Source organism: Allobosea sp. UC22_33, assembly GCF_042700715.1.
Lineage (GTDB): Bacteria > Pseudomonadota > Alphaproteobacteria > Rhizobiales > Beijerinckiaceae > Allobosea.
This window is the reverse complement of sequence record NZ_CP170556.1, coordinates 4,720,182-4,740,079: the sequence shown is the minus strand read 5'-3', so window position 1 is coordinate 4,740,079 and position 19,898 is coordinate 4,720,182. Positions and strand designations below refer to the sequence as shown.

Annotated in this window: 14 protein-coding genes; 6 read left to right on the top strand and 8 right to left on the bottom strand. The window is 67.3% G+C overall.

The features are described from left to right. Nucleotides 1-11: 11 nt before the first annotated feature. The 3 genes from ACFJGT_RS22900 to ACFJGT_RS22890 form a co-directional block, all read right to left on the bottom strand. The gene (locus ACFJGT_RS22900) at nt 12-1,553 is read right to left on the bottom strand and encodes an ABC transporter substrate-binding protein (RefSeq protein WP_377842884.1); all 1,542 of its coding nucleotides are present in this window, start codon (nt 1,551-1,553) and stop codon (nt 12-14) included. An 85-nt stretch (nt 1,554-1,638) separates the two neighbouring features. Next, nucleotides 1,639-3,195: an ABC transporter substrate-binding protein gene (locus tag ACFJGT_RS22895; RefSeq protein WP_377842881.1), complete on the bottom strand. Its 1,557-nt coding sequence runs from the start codon at nt 3,193-3,195 to the stop codon at nt 1,639-1,641. A 48-nt stretch (nt 3,196-3,243) separates the two neighbouring features. Then, the gene (locus tag ACFJGT_RS22890) at nt 3,244-4,386 is read right to left on the bottom strand and encodes a C45 family autoproteolytic acyltransferase/hydolase (RefSeq protein ID WP_377842879.1); all 1,143 of its coding nucleotides are present in this window, start codon (nt 4,384-4,386) and stop codon (nt 3,244-3,246) included. Nucleotides 4,387-4,468: 82 nt separating this feature from the next. Between ACFJGT_RS22890 and ACFJGT_RS22885 the strand changes: the two genes are divergently transcribed. Next, nucleotides 4,469-5,359: a GntR family transcriptional regulator gene (locus ACFJGT_RS22885; RefSeq protein ID WP_377842876.1), complete on the top strand. Its 891-nt coding sequence runs from the start codon at nt 4,469-4,471 to the stop codon at nt 5,357-5,359. Between the two features lie 107 nt (nt 5,360-5,466). Next, nucleotides 5,467-6,717, top strand: coding sequence for an aminopeptidase (locus ACFJGT_RS22880; protein ID WP_377842873.1), 1,251 nt, complete (start codon nt 5,467-5,469; stop codon nt 6,715-6,717). 16 nt (nt 6,718-6,733) lie between these two features. Here the strand turns inward: ACFJGT_RS22880 and ACFJGT_RS22875 are convergent, their stop codons facing one another. Both ACFJGT_RS22875 and ACFJGT_RS22870 read right to left on the bottom strand, forming a co-directional pair. Next, nucleotides 6,734-7,771: a P1 family peptidase gene (locus tag ACFJGT_RS22875; RefSeq protein ID WP_377842871.1), complete on the bottom strand. Its 1,038-nt coding sequence runs from the start codon at nt 7,769-7,771 to the stop codon at nt 6,734-6,736. A gap of 27 nt (nt 7,772-7,798) precedes the next feature. Then, nucleotides 7,799-8,767: an ornithine cyclodeaminase family protein gene (locus ACFJGT_RS22870; protein ID WP_377842869.1), complete on the bottom strand. Its 969-nt coding sequence runs from the start codon at nt 8,765-8,767 to the stop codon at nt 7,799-7,801. Between the two features lie 214 nt (nt 8,768-8,981). On the opposite strand from ACFJGT_RS22870, the gene ACFJGT_RS22865 reads away from it, so the two are divergent. The 4 genes from ACFJGT_RS22865 to ACFJGT_RS22850 all read left to right on the top strand — a co-directional run bounded on the left by ACFJGT_RS22865 (nt 8,982) and on the right by ACFJGT_RS22850 (nt 16,070). Next, nucleotides 8,982-9,767, top strand: coding sequence for an IclR family transcriptional regulator (locus ACFJGT_RS22865; protein ID WP_377842867.1), 786 nt, complete (start codon nt 8,982-8,984; stop codon nt 9,765-9,767). Next, nucleotides 9,764-13,612: a hydantoinase B/oxoprolinase family protein gene (locus ACFJGT_RS22860; RefSeq protein ID WP_377842865.1), complete on the top strand. Its 3,849-nt coding sequence runs from the start codon at nt 9,764-9,766 to the stop codon at nt 13,610-13,612. The genes ACFJGT_RS22865 and ACFJGT_RS22860 overlap by 4 nt, the downstream gene beginning before the upstream one ends. Nucleotides 13,613-13,666: 54 nt before the next feature. Further along, the gene (locus ACFJGT_RS22855) at nt 13,667-15,337 is read left to right on the top strand and encodes an OPT/YSL family transporter (protein WP_377842862.1); all 1,671 of its coding nucleotides are present in this window, start codon (nt 13,667-13,669) and stop codon (nt 15,335-15,337) included. 61 nt (nt 15,338-15,398) lie between these two features. After that, nucleotides 15,399-16,070 carry an AroM family protein gene (locus ACFJGT_RS22850; protein ID WP_377842859.1) on the top strand — a complete coding sequence of 224 codons (672 nt, stop codon included), beginning with the start codon at nt 15,399-15,401 and terminating at the stop codon, nt 16,068-16,070. A gap of 71 nt (nt 16,071-16,141) precedes the next feature. On the opposite strand, the gene ACFJGT_RS22845 is transcribed toward ACFJGT_RS22850, so the two are convergent. From ACFJGT_RS22845 to ACFJGT_RS22835, 3 genes are all read right to left on the bottom strand, one after another. Further along, nucleotides 16,142-17,047, bottom strand: a complete 906-nt coding sequence (locus ACFJGT_RS22845) for a TorF family putative porin (RefSeq protein ID WP_377842856.1) — start codon at nt 17,045-17,047, stop codon at nt 16,142-16,144. Between the two features lie 213 nt (nt 17,048-17,260). Further along, the gene (locus tag ACFJGT_RS22840) at nt 17,261-18,682 is read right to left on the bottom strand and encodes a hypothetical protein (protein ID WP_377842853.1); all 1,422 of its coding nucleotides are present in this window, start codon (nt 18,680-18,682) and stop codon (nt 17,261-17,263) included. Between the two features lie 199 nt (nt 18,683-18,881). Beyond that, nucleotides 18,882-19,835 (bottom strand): acetyl-CoA carboxylase carboxyltransferase subunit alpha, encoded by a 954-nt coding sequence (locus tag ACFJGT_RS22835; RefSeq protein WP_377842851.1) that lies wholly within the window; start codon nt 19,833-19,835, stop codon nt 18,882-18,884. Between the last annotated feature and the right edge of the window lie 63 nt (nt 19,836-19,898).

The following is a 19,898-nucleotide window of genomic DNA, read 5'->3' as shown; positions in this document are numbered from 1 at the left end:
CTTGGCCGCCGTCACTTGGCGACGGCGACCTCCCAGAGGCGCGGCTTCGAGGCGACCCAGGGCGCGAAGCCCTGCAGGCGCTTCGATACGACGGCCGTGTCGACCTGATTGTAGAGGAAGATCAGCGGCGCATCGGCCAGCATCATCACATGGAGCTGGTCGAAGATCTTCCGGCGCTCGGCCTCGTCGCTGACCAGCGTCGCCTTCTCGATCAGCGCATCGGCCTCGCGATTGTCCCAGACCTTGGAGGGCAGCTTGTCCTTCGGGCCGGAGAACTGGTTGTAGCTCTGGGCGGGGTCGATGCGGGCCGAATAGCTGAAGGACATCATCTGGTAGTTGCCCTTCGAGAAGCGGTCGAGCTGCGTCGCCCATTCCAGGATCTCGATATCGGCCTTGATGCCGGCGGCCTGCAGCATCGCCTGCGCCATGATCGCGATCGGATAGCTCGGCACCGTCGAGCGCTTGTTGGCGAGCAGCTTGATCGTCTCGCCCTTGTAGCCGGCCTCGGCCAGGAGCTTCTTCACGCGGGCAGGGTCGTGCGTGTAGCGCTTCTTCTGGACCTCGTCATAGTAGGGCGAGGTGACGTAGACTGCCGAGTTGTTGACCTTGCCGAGCCCGTTCGAGACGGCGCCGACGATCTCGTCCTGATCGAAAGCCGCCATGATCGCCTGGCGCATGCGGACATCGCCGAGCAGCGGGTCGCGGCTCTGGAGCAGGATGCCGTGCTTGGTGGCGCTCGGTGCGGTGAGCACCTGCAACCCGCTCTTCTTCATCTCCGGCACGTCCTCGTCGGGCACATCCGCGACGTCGAGCGCGCCCGACATCAGGCCCGCCTTGACCGTCGCGCCGTCGGCGATGGCGAGGAACTTGACCTCGGCCGCCAGCGGGCGCTTCGAGCCGACATAGCCGTCGCGCTTGTCGCCGGCCGGGGACGTATAGGCATCGAAGCGCTTGAGCAGGACGAATTCGCCGCGGCGCCAGTCGGCGAGCTGGAACGGGCCGGTGCCGATCGGCTTGTCCCAGCTTCCGTCGGGCTTCAGCGAGTCCTTGTGCAGGATCGCGACCATCGCGCAATCGGTGCGGGCCATGGTGTCCAGGAAAAGGGCGCTCGGCTTCTCCAGCTTCATTACGAAGGTCGAAGCGTCGGGAACGGTCGCTTCGGTGACCTTGAGGCCGATGCGGCCGTCGAATTCCGGCTTGCAGCGCCAGTCGGTCTTCGCGTCCATGTAGCGGTTCCAGCTCCACAGCACGTCGGCCGAGCTCATCGCGGCGCCGTTATGGAACTTCACGCCCTTGCGGAGGTGGAAGGTGTAGGTCAGCCCGTCCTGCGAGACGTCGATGCTCTCGGCGAGGAGGGGCGCGACCGCGCCGTTCTCGCGATAGCCGACAAGGCCTTCGACCATGTGCAGCACCACGGCATCGGTGTTGTCATCGCGGTTGACGCCTGGATTGGTCGAGCGGATGTCGGCATTGAGCGCGACATTGATGGTCTGCGCCTGCGCCGCGCCACAGAGGAGCGCGAGCGCCAGGGCAGAGGCCGAAAAGCGGATCATTCCCGTTCCCTCGTTATCGTGTCGTCCGGGCATGCCTCATGGGGCATGCCGCGTTGTTGGAGGCCGCGAAGGCGAGGTGGCCGGCTTACTGGCCGGTGCTGACTTCCCAGGCGCGGGGCAGCGAGCTCAGCGTCGAGACATAGCCCTTGGTCTTGGCGCCCATCGCGCCGCCGACGATGCCGTTATAGAGCATCACCATCGGGACATCGTTGATGAAGCGCTTGTGCAATTCGTCGAAGATCTTCTGGCGCTCGGCCTTGTCGTTCACGACCATGGACTTGTCGAGCAGGGCCTGCACCTCGGGATTGTCCCAGAGCTTGCGCGGCTGCTTGTCCTTCGGGCCGGTCATCGACTCGTAGCTCAGGGCGGGGTCCATGCGGCCCGAATAGGGGAAGGCCTGGATCGTGTAGTTGCCCTTGCTGTAGCGGTCGAGCTGCGTCGCCCATTCCAGCACCTCGATCTCGATGTTGAAGCCGACGGCCTGCAGCATCTGCTGGGCGACGACCGCAGCGTCGAAGCTCTCGGGATAGCGCTTGTTGGCGAGCATCACGATCTTCTCGCCCTTGTAGCCGGCCTCGGCGAGCAGCTTCTTGGCGGCGGCGGGGTCGTATGTCCAACCCTGCTTCTGGACCGGGCCGTAATAGGCGGAGAGCGCCGGCACGATCGAGTTGTTGGGCGAGCCGATGCCGTCGGTGACCGCGCCGACGAGCTCCTTGGAGTCGATCGCGGCGGCCATCGCCTGGCGCAGCTTGACGTTCTGCAGCAGCGGGTCGCGCGTCTGGATGATCAGGCCGACGAGGCCCATGCTGGAGACGACGGAGGTCTTGACCTTGTCGTTCTTCTTGAGCTCGGCGATGTCGGTATTGGCGATGTCCGGGACGACGTCGATATCGCCCTTCAGCAGGGCGGCCTTGGCCGTCGCGTTGTCGGGGATGACAAGGAAGCGGACCTCGTCGACCAGCGGCTTCTTGGCGCCGGTCAGGCCGTCGATCTTGCCGGGCAGCGAGGCGTAGTCGGCGAAGCGATCCAGCTTGATGTATTCGCTGCGCTTCCACTCGGCGAACTTGAACGGGCCGGTGCCGATCGGCTTGTCGAAGGAACCGTCGGCCTTGACCGAATCCTTGTGGAGGATGCCGGTCATGGCGCAGTCGGTGCGGGCGAGCGCCGAGAGGAAGAGCGCGCTCGGCTTGTCCAGCTCGAAGACGACGGTCTTGTCATCAGGCGCGGAGATCTTCTCGACCTTGACCTGGCCGCGGCCGTCGAATTCCGAAAGGCAGCGCCAATCGGTCTTCGGGTCCATGTAGCGGTTCCAGCTCCACAGCACGTCCGCGGAGGTCAGCGCTGCGCCGTTATGGAACTTCACGCCCTGGCGCAGGGTGAAGGTATAGCTCTTGCCGTCCGGGGAGATATCGACCTTCTCGGCCAGAAGCGGCTTCGGCAGGGCGTCCTCGCCATAGGCGACCAGACCCTCGACGATCTGCACGACGACGCCGTCGGTATTGGCGTCGCGGTTGACGCCCGGATTGATCGAGCGGATGTCGGCGCGCAGCTGGATCTTGAGCGCGCTCGCCCCGGCGACCTGGACGAGGCCGCCGCACAGCAGCGCGGCGGCGAGGGCGGTGGTGGTTGTTGTTCGGCGCATCATGTTCCCCTGTTGTTTTTTCGGTTGTGACGCGATGTCGGAGCGGGATTATTCCGCCGCTTCGGCGAGCAGCACGGGCTCCTCGGTCAGGCTGTAGCGCGTGAAGACGCGGTTCTGGGCCGGCAGCGGCGCGACCTCCATGATCCCCTTCGCCGGCTGCATGATCACCATGGCGACGGTGGCCGAGAGATTGCCGGCCTCGTTCGGGCGCACAGGGCGGCAGACCGAGTGAGGCGCCAGGAAATCGTCGAAGAAGGCGTGCTTGAGATCGTCGACGGTCAGCTTGCGGCCGGCTTCGTCGAGCAGCTTGCGGACGCGCCAGTCGCGATAGAAGCTCTCCGGCACGCGCGGGATGCCGGTGTCCTTGATCTTGGTCAGGGCGATCTGGCCGACCCAGTGATTGGCGTGCACGATCATGCCGTCCTGCGGGTAGATCGGGAAAGCCTCGTCCGGGGCGCATTCGAAATCGATGCCGAAACCCTTCACGGTCGAGAGCATCATGTTGTTCGAGCAGGCCTTCGGCGTCGTCGCCACGGCCTTGATGGCGAAGGCGAGATGCTCCTGCTCCAGCACCTTGCGGCGGATCAGGGCGAGCGGCACGCCGGCCTGGGTGAAATCACGCTCGGATTCGAGATAATTGGCGGTGATCGAGATGCCGGCCGCGTTCATGCCGCAGCGGGCGAGGCCGCCGGCCTCGACGAAGGTCAGGAAATCCGGGCCGTCGGTGCGGCGCACGCGCAGCACGATCGCCGTCTCCGCGCATTCGGCCTTCCAGTCCCAGTTCTGGCCGTGGATCAGTTCGCCCGAGGCACTGCGCTCCGGCAGGATGATCGCGCCGGTGCAGCCGTCGTCGAGCTCCTCCTGGGCCTCGATCGGCTTGTTCTTGACCAGCCGCGCCTTGGCGATGACCTCGGTGCGGGCATTGACCATGACGATGTCTTCGAGCGCAACGCCGGCGCCGTCGGCGATACCGCGCATCTCCTCGATGTAATGCGCGCCGAAGGCCTCGATCTCCTTGGCGAACTCGGCGATCAGTGCCGTTTTCGCCGCGGCGTCGTAGCCGAGCTCGCCGAGCTGGCCGCCATAGAGCTCGATCGAGCGCTTGACGCGGCTCGGCACGGCGGCGCCGTGCTGGCGCCCGCGCTCATAGGGCGTGCCCGACACGTCGACGAAGGGGCAGGGCTGGACCATGGCGCACATCTTTCCGGTATGCTGGCAGGAGATCGTGCTATAGTGTATTTCATCATCAACTAAAACAATCAAGGGCCTTCCGATGACGGCGCCGACCCGGCTGCAACAGGAGATCGCCGACCGCATCCTGCAGCTCGTGCGCGAGGATGCGCTGGCGGCCGGTGCCTGGCTCAACGAGAATGCGACGGCGAAGCGGCTCGGCGTCTCGCGCACGCCCGTGCGTGCCGCGCTCGACCATCTCGCCGAGCAGGGCGTGGTGCGGCGGCATCTCAACAAGGGCATCGAGCTCATCCACCTGCCGGCCGCGACCGATAGCGCCCGGGCGCCGGAGACGATCGAGCTCGCGATGGTCAAGCTCGCGCATGAGCGCGAGAACGGCCTGCTGCCCGACGAGGTCTCGGAACTCGAGGTGATGCGGCGCTACGAGCTCGGCCGGCCCGAGGCGCAGAAGCTGCTCGCCCGCCTTGCCGATCTCGACATGGTCGAGCGCAAGCCCGGCTATGGCTGGCGCTTCCTGCACGAGCCGCGCGACAAGCGCCTGCGCGACGAGAGCTATCGCTTCCGGCTGGTCATCGAGCCGATGTGCATGCTCGAACCCGGTTTCCACCTCGAAACCGGCTGGATTGCGGAGATGAGGGCGCGCCATCTCGCCTATCTGCAAAGCCCGTGGCGCGAGTCTTCCAGCATCGCCTTCTACGAGATGAATGCCGCGTTCCATGAAGGCTTGGCCGCAGCGACGGGCAATCGCTATTTCCACTCGGCCGTGCGCCGTCAGAACCAGCTCAGGCGCCTCTCGAACTATGACTGGGGCCTGGGCTTCGAGCGGGTGCGCGTGAACTGCACGGAGCACCTCGCCATGCTCGACCATCTCGAAGCCGGCGAGAACGAGGTCGCGTCGGCCCTGATGCGCAGCCACTTGCTCAGAGCCAGCAAGCTCAAGCTCGGAATGCGGCAGGCGGGAGAAACCGACTGAATGCGGGCCTGCCCGGCGCGGGATGGCCGCCCTGCTATGGAGACGGTTGACCCGGCCGTGATTTGGGCCAGCAATGGCGGCAACCCGAATCCGACAGGTCGAGTATCATGACTGTTCACCAGCGCCCGCAAGCCATTGACGCCGCCAAGCTCGACAAGCTGGCCGAGGTCGCCATCCGCGTCGGCCTCAATCTCCAGCCGGGGCAGGACCTGTTCCTGACCGCACCGGTCGCGGCGCTGCCGTTGGTCCGGCTGATCGCCGCGCATGCCTACAAGGCCGGCGCGGGCATCGTCACGCCAATGCTGGCCGATGAGGAGGTGACGCTGGCGCGGTATCGCCATGCGCCGGATGCGAGCTTCGACAAGGCCCCGGCCTGGCTCTACAAGGGCGTCGCCGAGGCGTTTTCCGCCAATACCGCGCGGCTCGCCATCGTCGGCGACAACCCGATGCTGCTGGCGAACGAGGATCCGGCCAAGGTTGGCCGCGCCAGCAAGGCGAATTCGCTGGCCTATCAGCCGGCGCTGGAGAAGATCGCCGGCTTCGACATCAACTGGAACATCCTGGCCTATCCGAGCGCGGCCTGGGCGAAACAGGTGTTTCCCGATGATGCGGAGGAGGTCGCTGTCGGCAAGCTGGCAGAGGCGATCTTTTCGGCCTCGCGCATCGATCAGGCCGATCCGGTCGCGGCCTGGGCCGCGCATAACGCGGCGCTGCGGACGCGGCGCGACTGGCTGAACGGCCAGCGCTTCGCCTCGCTGCATTTCACCGGGCCGGGCACCGATCTCACCGTGGGCCTGGCCGATGGCCATGACTGGCAGGGCGGCGCCTCGCCGGCCAAGAACGGCATCGTCTGCAACCCGAACATCCCGACCGAGGAGGTTTTCACGACCCCGCATGCGCGCCGGGTCGAGGGCCATGTCTCCAGCACCAAGCCGCTCTCCTATCAGGGCTCGCTGATCGACGAGATCCAGGTGCGCTTCGAGGGCGGGCGGATCGTCGAGGCCAAGGCCTCGCGCGGCGAGGCGGTGCTGAACAAGGTGCTGGATACCGACGAGGGCGCGCGCCGGCTCGGCGAAGTCGCGCTGGTGCCGAACTCCTCGCCGATCTCGAAGAGCGGCATCCTGTTCTACAACACGCTGTTCGACGAAAACGCGTCCTGCCATATCGCGCTCGGGCAGTGCTATTCGAAATGCTTCGTCGATGGCGCGAACCTGACGCCGGAGCAGATCGCGGCGCAGGGCGGCAACAAGAGCCTGATCCATATCGACTGGATGATCGGCTCCGGCGCGGTCGATATCGACGGCGTCCATGAGGATGGCCGCCGCGTGCCGGTCTTCCGCAAGGGCGAGTGGGCCTGAGCCGCCCCGGATCGTCTCAGCCGGCGTTTGCCCTGAGCCAATCCTCCAGTGACGGGCGATAATGCCCGTCGCGCCCGGTCGTGGCGGAAGCCGCGACCATCGCGTTGAGCACGGCTTCCTGCGTCGCCTCTGCGGCGGCGCGGAAAAGCGTGTCGATACGGTTCTCGTTGAGGGCGCGCAGCGGCACGAGATCATCAGGCTGGTCGTGGTCGATCGGGTCGGCTGTCGTGAAGGCGACGGCGATATCCCCGCTGCCATTGCCCCAGAATGCGCCAAGCCGGGCGAGGCCCGCTCCGCCACGCCGCGCGACGCGATGCAGCTGCCGCGATTCCAGCGGCACGTCGGTCGCGATGACAAGGATCACGGAGCCGCGCTCGGCTTGCGGCTTCGCCTCGGGTGGAGCCGGGCGGCGGCCATCGGGCAGGACGAGGTCGCCGGCATTCCCGAAATTGGCCAGCGCCAGTACGCCGAGCGTGTGCTCGGTGCCGTCGAGGGCAAAGCGGCGCGAGGCCGTGCCGATACCGCCCTTGAAGCCGAAGGCGCTCATGCCGGTGCCGGCGCCGACCGCGCCCTCCGCGACAGGGCCGGAAACGGCGGCATCGAGCGCGGCGAAGGCGTGGGCTTCAGTCAGCGCGCGGGCGCGGATATCGGAGAGATAGCCGTCATTGCATTCGAGCACGACCGGATTGACGGTGCCGGTCTCGCGACCGATGTCGGGATTGTCGGCGAGCGCGCGCGTCACCAGCGCGTCGAAGCCGGTGCCGACGGCGAGCGTGTTGCCGAGCAGGAGCGGCGTCTCGATCTGGCCGAGCTCGGCGAGCTGCATCAGCCCGGCGCTCTTGCCAAAGCCGTTGATGACATCGACCGCGGCGCGGACCTTCCGGCGAAAGAGGTTGCCGTCATGCGGCAGCAGCGCGGTGAAGCCGGTCCGGAGGTCACCATCGCGCAGGGTAACATGGCCGAGCTTGACGCCGGGCACGTCGGTGATCGCGTTGAGCGGGCCGGTCTGCAGGATGCCGCAGGTGAGGCCGAAATCGCGGAGGCGCTGGGTCATGCTGTGGTCCGGTGAAGCGGTTCGGGATCAGCGCGTCAGGGTGGTGCCGCGCCCGTTCGCACGGGCCTTTTCGACGACCAGATGCGCGAGCGCGAGATCGGCCAGCGCGACGCCGCGGAAGCAGAAGAAGGAGCGGCTCGTCGGCGCCGTCGGATGCGGCGTCACCGCCAGCTCCGTCATGTCATGGCCGAAGCTGACGGTCGTGACCGGATTGCCGGCGGCATCATAGGGCGCGCGGGACTGCTCCAGGCTGTCGGTGGCGAGGACGTCGAAGGCCGGCAGCGTCTCTGGCAGCCAGCTCCGGCCTGTATCGACCGCGGCGGCAAAGGCGACGGGTTTCAGGCGCCGCGCATCGAGGAAAGGCGCCATGCCGGGGCCGCCCGGGACCATCGAGATCACGATATCGCTTTCGGCGAGGAGCGTATCGGCATCGTCCAGAACCCTTGCCGTGAGGCCGGCGGTGCGCGCGGTTTCAGCGAGGCGCTCGGCCGAAGCGCGGCTGCGGCTCATGGCCAGCGCGGTGGTGAGGCCCGGATAGAGCGCGCGAAAGGCCGTAAGATGGGCGTAGGCCTGCAATCCGCAGCCGATGAAGCCGATGGTGCGGGGCTGTGGCGGTGCGAGGCGCGAGGCTGCGGCGGCGGTGATCGCGGCGGTGCGGATCAGGGTGATCTCGTCGCCATCGAGGATCGCGCGCGGCATGCCCGTCGCATAATCGTTGATGCAGATCAGCGCGCTGACGGCCGGCAGGGATGAGCCCGCCGCGACGGGCGCCATCGCCACCCATTTCACCGTGGCGATCTGCTGGGCGGAGGACGCCGCGGTCATCGCCTGGAAGCCGTGGCCGGCTCCCAGCATCAGCGCCGTTTTCGGGATGCTCCGGTTCAGCCCGGCAGCATGGTCGCGAAAGCCTTGCAGCACGGCCTCGCGCGCTTCGTCGGGCGAGATCGCCAGCGCCTGGACGTCGTCGCGCGAAAGATACAGCAGGCTGTCGCTCATCCGGGGCTCTCCATGACGCGGACTAAGGTCCGAAGCGGCATGGAAGCCGGGATACAGCCTGGCCGGAGCGGCGTCGAGGCACTCGGTCCTGATCGCAAGCCTCACCTTAGGGAAGCAGAATGCGGTCACAGGATTGACATCTTTCTTAACTCGCGTATTTTCCCTTTTATTGCAACTCAAGTTCCATTTCATGGAACTATCAAGGTTGATCGTGATGTCCATCCTGTCGTCGGCCGTGGATGTGCTGCGCTGTTTTTCCAGCACACGCCATGACGTCACGGTGACGGATTTGGTCACGTTGCTGGGCATGCCGAAGAGCAACGCCTCGCGGTTGCTCCGGGCGATGCGTGACGAGGGGCTGCTGGAGACGGTCGGCGAGAGCAAGCGTTACCGGCCCTCGCTGCTGCTCAATCAGGTCGGCCATCTCTATCGCTTCGCCGCTTCGCTGATCGACCGCGCCGATGCCGTGGTCGGGACGATCTCGGACCGGATCGGCCATACCGGCTATGTCAGCGTCCGGCGCGGCACCGAGATCGTCGCGGTGACCGCCCATCCCGGCCGCCATGCCCTGCGCGTGGTCACCTCGATCGGCGACCGCATCCCGGCCTTCGCGTCCAGCACCGGCCGCGCCCTGCTCGCCCGCCTGCCGGACGACGAGGTTCGCGCGCTCTATCCGGCCAGTTTCATCGCGCCGTCTGAAACCGCGCCGCGCGATCTCGACGATCTGCTCGATCGTCTGGCGCGGGTCCGCGAGGAGGGCTTCGCCGAATCGCGCGACGAGGCGGTGCGTGGCGTGCGTGCGCTCTCCGTCGCCGTCGGCGACGCCGCGACCGGCGACGAGGTCGCGCTCTGCCTGTCCTTCCCGGCCGCCACGGTCGAGCCGGCCGAGCGCCTCGCCATCATCCGTTCCCTGGGAGAGGGCGCCGCCGAGATCGCGGCACTCACCCATGACAAGCGCTTCTACCCCTTGAACCTCGCAATCGCGGAGACCGCTCCATGAGCAATCGTTGGCGTATCGGCTTCGACATCGGCGGCACCTTCACCGATTTCATCCTCTACGATTCGCAGGAGCGTTCGGTCCGGCTGCACAAGCGCCTGACCACGCCGCATGATCCGTCGGAAGCGGCGCTGATCGGCCTCGGCGAACTCACCGAGATGGCCGGCATCACGCTGGCCGATGTCGGCGATATCGTCCACGGCACGACGCTGGTCACCAATGCCGTGATCGAGCGCAAGGGCTCCAAGCTCGGCCTGATCACCACGAAGGGCTTCCGCGACATCCTCGAAATGGGCACGGAGCAGCGCTACGACATCTACGACCTGTTCCTGACCTTCCCCGATCCGCTGGTGTCGCGGGAACACCGCCTCGAAGTGGCCGAGCGCATCGACCGCGACGGCCAGGTCGTCACCGCGCTCGACGCGGACGCCGTGCGCAAGGCCGCCCGCGAGCTCGAAGCCGCCGGCTGCGAGGCGATCGCGGTCTGCTTCCTCAACAGCTACCGCAACCCCGCTCACGAGCAGGAAGCCGGCCGGATCGTCCGCGAGACCTGCCCGGAGCTGACCGTTTCGCTGTCGAGCGAGGTCGTCGCCGAGATCTGGGAGTACCAGCGCTTCGTCACCACGGCGGCCAACGCCTATGTCCAGCCGCTGATGCGCCGCTATCTGCACCGGCTGGAGCGCGAGCTGGCGGCCCGCGCCTTCACCGGAGCGCTCCGGCTGATGCATTCGGCCGGCGGCCTGGTCTCGCCCGAGACGGCGCGCACCTTCCCGATCCGCCTGCTCGAAAGCGGCCCTGCCGGCGGCGGCCTCGCCACGGCGCTGTTCGGCGAACTCGCCGGCCACAAGGACGTGATCTCCTTCGATATGGGCGGCACCACCGCCAAGGCCTGCATGATCGAGGATGGCCGCGCCGAGATCGCGCTGATGCTCGAAGCCGGTCGCGTCAACCGTTTCGCCAAGGGCTCCGGCCTGCCGATCAAGGCGCCCGTCATCGACATGATCGAGATCGGCGCCGGCGGTGGCTCGATCGCCGCGATCGACGAGGTCGGCCTGCTCAAGGTCGGCCCGCATTCCGCCGGCTCCGACCCCGGCCCGGCCTGCTACGGCATGGGCGGCACCAAGCCGACCGTGACCGACGCCAATCTCGTGCTCGGCTATTACGATCCCGGCTTCTTCCTCGGCGGGCGCATGGCGCTCGATCTGGAGGCGGCGCGCAAGGCCGTCTCGACCGTCGCTGCGCCGCTCGGCCTCTCCATCGAGGAAGCCGCCTGGGGCATCCACAAGGTCGTGGTCGAGAGCATGGGCGCCGCCGCCCGCGTCCATCTCGTCGAGAAGGGCAAGGACCCCCGCCATTACGCCATGGTCGGTTTCGGCGGTGCCGGCCCGGCCCATGCCGTCGACGTCGCGCGCGTGCTCGGCGTCAGGCAGGTCATCATCCCGCCGGCTTCGGGCGCGGCTTCGGCGCTCGGCTTCCTGGCCGCGCCGCTTTCCTTCGACATGGTGCGCTCGCTGCCGGTCGAGTTCTCGGAAGGCTTCGATGCGGCCTCCGTCAATGCCGTGCTGCGCGATCTCGAGGTCGAAGGCCGCAAGCACCTGACCGAGGCCGGCGTGAAGTCCGGCGACGTCGCGGTCGAGCGGACGGCTGATATGCGCCTGGTCGGCCAGATGCACGATATTTCCGTGCCGCTGCCGTCCGGGACCATCGATGCGTCGAGCCTGGAGGCCATCCGCGCGGCCTTCAGCAAGGCCTATTCCGCCCGCTACACCTCGGTCTATGAGGGCGCGCGGCTGGAAGCGATCAATTTCCGCGTCCGCTGCGCCGGCCCGATGCCGACGCTGTCGCTTTCCGGCGCGGCCGGCGGCGGCGATGCCACGAACAAGGTCAAGGGCAGCCGCAAGGCCTGGTTCGAGGGCGGCTGGAGCGAGGCGACGGTCTATGACCGCTATGCGCTGCGCTCCGGCGACAGCATCAAGGGGCCGGCGATCATCGAGGAGCGCGAAGCGACCACGATCGTCCCGCCCGGCGACAGCGTCGCCATCGACGATGTCCTGAACCTGATCATCCATGTCGGCCAGGCCAATGCGGCCGAGACCACGATCACCGCCGACATGCCGCTGGCCGAGGCCGCGCGCCGGATCGAGGCCGATCCGATCTCGCTGGAGATCATGTGGAGCCGGATGATCAACGTCGTCGAGGAGATGTGGCTGACGGTCTGCCGCACCGCCTTCTCGCTGGTGATCTCGGAAGCGCAGGACTTCGCCTGCGAACTGCTCGACCCCGAAGGCGAGACGCTGGCGCATTCGCCCCGCGCCATGCCGGTGTTCAACCTGACGCTGCCGCGTGCGGTGAAGGCGCTGCTGGAGCGCTACCCGGCCGATACGCTGAAGCCCGGCGACGTGCTGATCACCAACGATCCCTGGCTCTGCGCCGGCCATCTCTTCGACATCGCGGTGGTGACGCCGGTCTTCCTCGGCAACCGCGTCGTCGGCCTGATGGGCACGGTCGGCCATGTCTCGGATATCGGCGGCACCAAGGACAGTTTGCGGGCCCGCGAGATCTACGAGGAGGGCTTCCAGATCCCGCCGATGAAGCTCTACGAAGCCGGCCGGATCAACGAGACGCTGGTGCGCCTGCTGGCTGAGAACGTGCGCAACTCCGAGCAGGTGCTCGGCGACCTGCATTCCTTCGTCGCGGCCAACGCCATCGGTGCCGAGCGCCTGCAGTCCTTCCTCACCGATTACGGCATGCAGGACCTGAGGGCGCTCGCCCATGTCGTGCAGAGCCGCTCGGAAAAGGCGATGCGCGACGCCATCCGCGCGCTGCCGGACGGGGTCTATCACGGCACGGTCTCGAACAACCCGCTGGGCACGCCGATGCATTACCCGCTGGCGCTGACGGTGAAGGACGACACGATCCATCTCGACTTCGCCGGCGCGCCGCCGCAGCTGGCGCAGGGCGGGCTCAACTGCACGCTCAACTACACGATGGCGCATGCGACCTATCCGCTGAAATGCATGCTGACGCCGGGCGTGCGCGGCAATGCCGGCTGCTACCGTGCCTTCACGGTCGAGGCCCCGAAGGGCTCGATCCTGAACTGCGACAAGCCGCTGGCGGTGAACCTGCGCACCCGCACCGGCTGGTATCTGGCGCCGAACATCTTCCGCGCCTTGTCGGAAGCGGCGCCGAAGCAGGTCCAGGCCTTCACCGGCCTGCCGGTGGCGGCGAGCGTCTATGGCCGCGACGCGGCCGGCGACACCTATTCCGACATGCTCTTCTGCGGCGGCGGCCAGGGCGGCTCGGCCCAGGGCGATGGCAAGTCGGGCCTGCTCTATCCGACTTCCGCCGCGAACACCTCGATCGAGACCTTCGAATCGCGGGTGCCGGTGCTGGTGGTCGAGAAGGCCTATCTCACCGACTCCGGCGGTGCCGGCCAGCATCGCGGCGGCCTCGGCCAGCGCGTGCGTCTGCGCAAGCTCGCCGATGACGGCCTGCCGACGCTGGTCTCGCTCTATCCGGAAGGGGTCGACAACCCGATCGCGGGCCTGTTCGGCGGCAAGGCCGGCGGCGGGGCGTCGGGCCGGGTGATCGACGAGCAGGGACATGTGCTGAAGGACGTCGGCACCGGCGAGCTCGTCCAGGTTCGGCAGCCGCATGAGATCGTCGAGCTCGTGCTGGCCGGCGGCGCCGGCTACGGCCCGGCCTCCGAGCGCTCGCGGGAGGCGATCGCCCGCGACATCGCGCTCGGACTGGTCTCTCCCGATGCGGCCAAGCGCGATTACGGCGTGCAGGGCGCGCATGCCACGCAGGATGTCGGCGAGGCCAAGGCCGGCATCCTGGTTGCCTGAGCGGCAGGGATCACAACGCACACGCCCGACAGGGGCCAATAAGGGGACTGAGGCATGACCAATCCAACTGAGGGGGTGCCTCAGAAGCACCCCAGCCTGTTCGAGCCGGCGACGCTGCTGCTCATCGCCGTGCTCTGCGTCTTCGGCGCGATCATCGGCATGCAGCTTCTGGTGTCGCTCGGCATCACCGCCAACACCTCGCTGATCGGCGCGCTCGCCGCCATGGCGCTGGCGCGCGTGCCGCTCGCGATCTTCGCGCGCTACCGCTCGATCCATGTGCAGAACCTGGCCCAGAGCGCGATCTCCTCGGCCACGTTCGGCGCGGCGAACAGCCTGCTCCTGCCGGTCGGCATCCCCTGGCTGCTGGGGCGGCCGGATCTCGTCCTGCCGATGCTGGCGGGCGCTTTCTTCGCCATGCTGCTCGACGCCTATCTGCTCTACCGGATGTTCGATTCCCGCGTCTTCCCGGCGCAGGGCGCCTGGCCTCCGGGCGTCGCAGCGGCCGAGGCGATCAAGGCCGGCGACGAGGGCGGCCGCAAGGCGGTGCTGATGGGCATCGGCTTCGGCACGGGCGTCGTCGCATCCTTCATCAAGATCCCGCTGGCCTGGATCGGATTCGCCGGCTCGGCCGCCGTCACCGGCATTCCGATGTCGGCCTTCGGCGTTGCCTTCATCGGCAATATCTGGGCGCTGCTGATGTTCGGCATCGGCCTTTTGCTGCGCGGCTATTCCGGCCAGCTCTTCGGCGGCCCGACCTTCGCCAGCATCATCCCGAAGGGCGACCTGATGGCCGCCTATATCCCGCACGGCTTCATGATCGGCGCCGGCCTCGTGGCATTGTTGCAGGTCGCGCTGCTGCTGTTCCGCCGCGGCGAGGCCAAGGCGGACGAGGCGAAGGCCGGCGTCAGCGATGCCGAGGTGAAGCGCGCGCTTGGGCTCGGCACCGTCGGCTATCTCGCGATCGCCGTGTTCATCGCCGTTGTCGGCGGGCTGATGAGCGACATGTCGGTGGGCATGCTGATCCTGTTCGTGCTCTATGCCGCCTTCGCGGCCTATGTCCACGAGCTGATCGTCGGCCTCGCCGCGATGCATTCCGGCTGGTTCCCGGCCTTCGCGGTCGCGCTGATCACGCTGATCATCGGCATGCTCATCGGCTTCCCGATGCCGGCCCTGGCGCTGCTCGTCGGCTTCTCGGCCGCGACCGGGCCTGCCTTCGCCGATATGGGCTACGACCTGAAGGCCGGCTACCTGCTGCGCGGCAACGGCGCCAACCCCGCCTTCGAGCTTGAGGGCCGTCGCCAGCAGCTCTTCGCCGCGATGTTCGCCTTCGTCGTGGCGGGCGCGGTGGTGCTGGTTTCCTACCAGTCCTTCTTCGACCAGAACCTCGTCGCCCCCGTGAACAAGGTCTATGCCGCGACGATCAAGGCCGGCGTGGCTGATGGCGTGGCCTGGCAGCTCTTCATCTGGGCGATCCCCGGCGCGATCCTTCAGTTCATCGGCGGGCCGAAGCGGCAGATCGGCGTGCTCTTCGCCACCGGCCTCTTGATCAACTTCCCGATGGCGGGCTGGGCGGTGCTGGCCGGCATCCTCTGCCGGGTCATCTGGGAGAAGCTGCGCGGTGCAAGCGGCGAGGGCGACATGGAGGTGTTCGCCGCCGGCGTCATCGCGGGCGATGCGATCTTCTCCTTCTTCGACTCCGTCTCGAAGAACTTCTGGAAGCGCTGAGCGACCCGGGCCTCGGGGCAATCGTCCCGGGGCCTTTTCATTGCGGAGGAAGGGGAGCGCCATGAGCAAGCTGGGAACGCTGACCATCGGCCAGGCGCCGCGCGCCGACATCACGCCGATCCTCGACGACGTGCTGGATGCGCGCCTGCCGCGCCGCCATGCCGGGGTGCTCGACGGCCTCGGCCGTGCCGAGATCGAGCGCGGCTTCGCGCCCGAAGCCGGCAAGCCGATGCTGATCACCAAGCTGCTCGACGGCAGCGCGGTGGTCATCGACCGGGTGCGCACCGAGGCGGCGGCGCAGGCCAAGCTCGCCCTGCTGGAAGCCGAGGGCTGCTCGACGATCCTGATGCTCTGCACCGGGCATTTCGAGAGCCTGAGGACGGAGAGGGCGCGACTGGTCGAGCCGGACCGCATCCTGCCGCCGACCGTGGCAGCGCTGCTGCAAGGCGCTCAGCTCGGCATCATCGTGCCATTGGCCGAACAGATCGCGTCCGAGGCCGGGAAATGGGCCCCGCTCGGGCGCGCGCCGCTTTATGCCGCAGCCTCGCCCTATGGCGGCGATGGGGCATCGGTCGCGGACGCGGCCCGCGGGCTTGCGGGTCGTGGCGCCGAAATCCTGCTGATGGACTGCATGGGCTTCGTCGAGCGGCATCGCCGCGAGGCGAGGGAAGCCGGCCTCCCGGTCATCCTCTCCAACAGCCTGATCGCCAAGCTGGTCTCCGAGATCGTCTGACCGCGGAGCCGTCTCAAGAGAAAAGGCCGCCTTTGGGGCGGCCTTTCGCATTCGTCGCGGCGTCGATCAACTCACTTCGGCGCGAAGATGCCGACGCTGCTCGCGGTGATGTCGAAGGAGAGCGTCGCGACCACGGCCGCGCCGCACCACTTGGAGCGGCCGCTGCCGGTGGTGATGCCGCGTGGATCGGCCGTCAGTGCGAAGCACTCGTTCTTCGAGAGATCGGTGTCGTGATAGCGGACATCCGCCGTGACGTTCTTCCAAGTGTAGGAAACGCCGGCGTTCCAGTAATTATAGTCCGGCAGGTTGGTCGCCGGCACCGTCGACCAGATCGCCAGATTGGTGGTGCCGAGCCAGTAATGGCCGAACTCGCCGGAAACCGAGAGTCCTTCCAGGAAGGGTAGGGCATATTTGGCGGTCACCGAGGCATAGGTACCGCTGGCGCCGGTGCCGAGCCAGTCCCAGGCGTAATAGACGTTGGCGCCGAGCGTCAGGCTGTCCTTGAAGGTATAGGAGACCTTGCCGTAGACCTCGGTGAAATCGGTGTTCTTCGGCGTCCAGAACACGCCGGTGGCGTCGATCAGCTGCTTCTCGCTCGGGTAATAGTACTGCATCACGCCGAGGTCGAAGGCGAGGTCGCCGAATTTCGGGCGGATGCCGCCGTAGAAATCGATCTCGGCATCAGGGCGCGTGGCGAGATCGACGCTGGCGCCGTAGACGCCGACATAGAACAGGTTGTTGTAGATCTGCAGCTCGGCGCCGCCGCCGATGCCGGGCTTGCGGTCGGTCTGGGAGATGCCGCGGAAATTGTAGTCGGTCTGGGCCTTCAGGTTGACGGCAATGTCGAACCAGGTGATCGCCGGGACGACCGGGACCGGCGGCGCGCCCTTCTTGCTCGGCAGGTCGGAGGCCTGGGCGCCGCTGATACCAGCCGCCAGGGTCAGGCCCAAAATCGAGGAACGGAAGAGATCAGGCATCTGCAAAAACCCCTCGCCGCGCAGTGATAGCGCTGTCACGCCATCAAGCGGGTGAGGCCGGATTTCCGGCAAGGCGAGCTTTTGGGCTGATCGCCCACGCAAAAAGCAAAGGCCCCCGAAACGAGGGCCTTCGCGCCTGCAAAAAAGGCAGTCGGGATTATCTGGCCGCCTGCGACAATTTTGTCACGGCCAAGCAGGCGTCATCCGGATGCTTCAGCGCTGGACCGGCTGGCTCGCATAGGCCGCCGTCGACTGGTCGAGGCTGGAGGTCCTAAGGCCGGTGGCCCGACGCGGCGGCAGCGGGGCGCTGGTGCTGGTCGGCGAGGCCGGAACGACCGAGACGACCGGAGCCGAAGCGGTGGTCATGCCCTGGTCGGCCGTGCCGCCGAAGGTCGGCATGAAGCTGAGGGCGCGCTGCAGGAACGGCTTGTCCTCGGCCGGAGCGGCAGGGGCGACCGGGGTCGAGGAGGCGCTGGCCAGAACCGGCGCCTGCTGGGCATTGCCCGGAGAGACCTTGGCGAGCTGCGTGGCGGCGGGGACCGCAGCCGGGCGCGGCGCCACGGCGGGCTTGGCTTCAACCGGCTTGACGGGCTCTTCGACCGGCGCGGCAGCGACCGCGGCGAGAACCGCATCGTTGTCGGCGGAGGCGGCGCGCACGGTCGCCTTGGCCTTGCCGGTATTGTCGAGCACGACGACGCGCGGGCCGATGGCGAGCGCATCCTCGCGGCTGATGCCGACATCGCGCGAAGCCCAGGAGGCCGAGCGGTTCAGCGCATCGGCGCCGTTCGACGCCAGCGCCCGCTTGAACGAGGCGTGCTGGTCGCCATCGTCATAGATCAGCTTGATCGCGGGCGTGCCCTTGGCGACGAGCGCGGCGACCTGGACCTCGTCCTCGCGGCGCTTCTCGGCGACGGCGGCCGGGGCCTGGCCGCCATTGAAGACATAGCGGCCACCGGCGACGGACACGGCCGGCTCGTCCTTGGTGACCTCGAAATAGTCGGAGCCTTCCTTCAAATTCTTCCAGAAGGCGATGTTGGGGTCGAGCCGGTGCTTGGCGAGGTTCTGCGCGGTCATCCGGAAGGGATAGGCCTGCATCTGCACGGCGCGCTGGCCGGCGTTCTGGGCCTCCCGCACCAGGGCGTAGATCTCGCCGATCTGGTCGTCCGTCATCGAATAGCAGCCGGCCGAGGAGCAGGCGCCATGCACCATCAGATGCGCGCCGGTGCGGCCATAGGAGCGGTCATAGGCGTTGGGATAGCCCATGTTGAACGAGACGTAATAGGACGAGTTCGGGTTCATCTGCTGCGGCGCGATGGCATAGAAGCCTTCCGGCGCCATGCGATCGCCCTCGCGGACCTTCGGGCCGAGCTGGCCGGACCAGCGGCACATCGGATAGGTCTTCAGCAGGGCATACTGACCGTCGGCCTTGCGCTTCCAGACCTCCAGTTCCGACTCCTTCTTGAAGGAGCGGATGATGATCGGCTGGTCCTTGCTCATGCCCTTCTCGGACATCAGCGCATAGGTCGCGTTCGGAATCGGGATGTTATGGCGGGCGGAGCCGCGATAACGGTCCTCCTCGCAGGCAGCCAGCGTCAATGCAACAAAAGCCACGAGCGCGAGTTGCTTGAATGCCACGTCGTCAATCCCATCGAACGGCAGGCCGAGGCGCGACCTGTGACTTCGCAAGACGGCCAAATTGTGCCCGTCGACTCGTTTTAGATGCGTTAGCCTTGAGGGTTCCTTACCATAGGCTTCCCGAGTCTGGCCACATGGTCAACGCGGGGTAAAGAACCGCTGCCTTCGCAGGTGCGGGATTATCGCTTCCCTCGATTGCTCAGAGATTGCGGCCAATCGCGAGGAACTTGTCCGCGCGCTTGGCGACGATATCCTCGCCGCTCAGGCCGGCGAGATCACCGAGCGCAGCGGAAATGGCATCGCCCGCACGGTTGATCGCGGCCTGACCGTCGCGATGGGCGCCGCCCGTCGGCTCCTGCACGATCTTGTCGATGATGCCGAATTTCAGCAGGTCCTGCGCGGTGATCTTCATGCCGGTCGCGGCATCCTGCGCGCGCGCCGTGTCGCGCCACAGGATCGAGGCCGCGCCTTCCGGCGAGATCACCGAGTAGATCGCGTGCTCCATCATCATGACGCGGCTGGCGGCGGCGATCGCGATCGCTCCGCCCGAGCCGCCCTCGCCGATGACGAGCGCGACGCTGGGGCTGCGCAGCCCGAGCCAGGCCTCGGTCGAGCGGGCGATGGCCTCGGCCTGGCCGCGCTCCTCGGCCTCGATGCCGGGATAGGCGCCGGCGGTGTCGACGAAGCTCAGGACCGGCAGGCCGAAGCGGTCGGCGAGCTCGGCCAGACGCACGGCCTTGCGATAGCCCTCAGGCTTCGGCATGCCGAAATTGTGCCGGATGCGGGTCTCGGTCGAGTCGCCCTTCTCCTGGCCGATGACGCAGACGGGCTCGCCCCGGAAACGGCCGAAGCCGCCGACGATGGCCTCGTCCTCGCCGAAGGCGCGGTCGCCGGCGAGCGGCGTGAACTCGGTGATCAGCCCGGCGCAGTAATCCTTGAAATGCGGGCGCTGCGGATGGCGCGCCACCAGCGTCTTCTGCCAGGGCGTCAGTGCCGCATAGAGCTCCTTCAGCGCCTGGCTGGCGCGGGCGTCGAGCTTGCCGATCTCCTCGGACAGGGAGATGCCGTCGCCGCGTGCCTCCAAGGCCCGCAGCTCGTCCGCCTTCGCCTCCAGCTCGGCGACCGGTTTCTCGAAATCCAGATAGCTACGCATCGTGATCCAGTTCAGATTCCGCGCCAGAAGCGGGCGGAGCGGCGGTTTACAGCGAAACCGGGC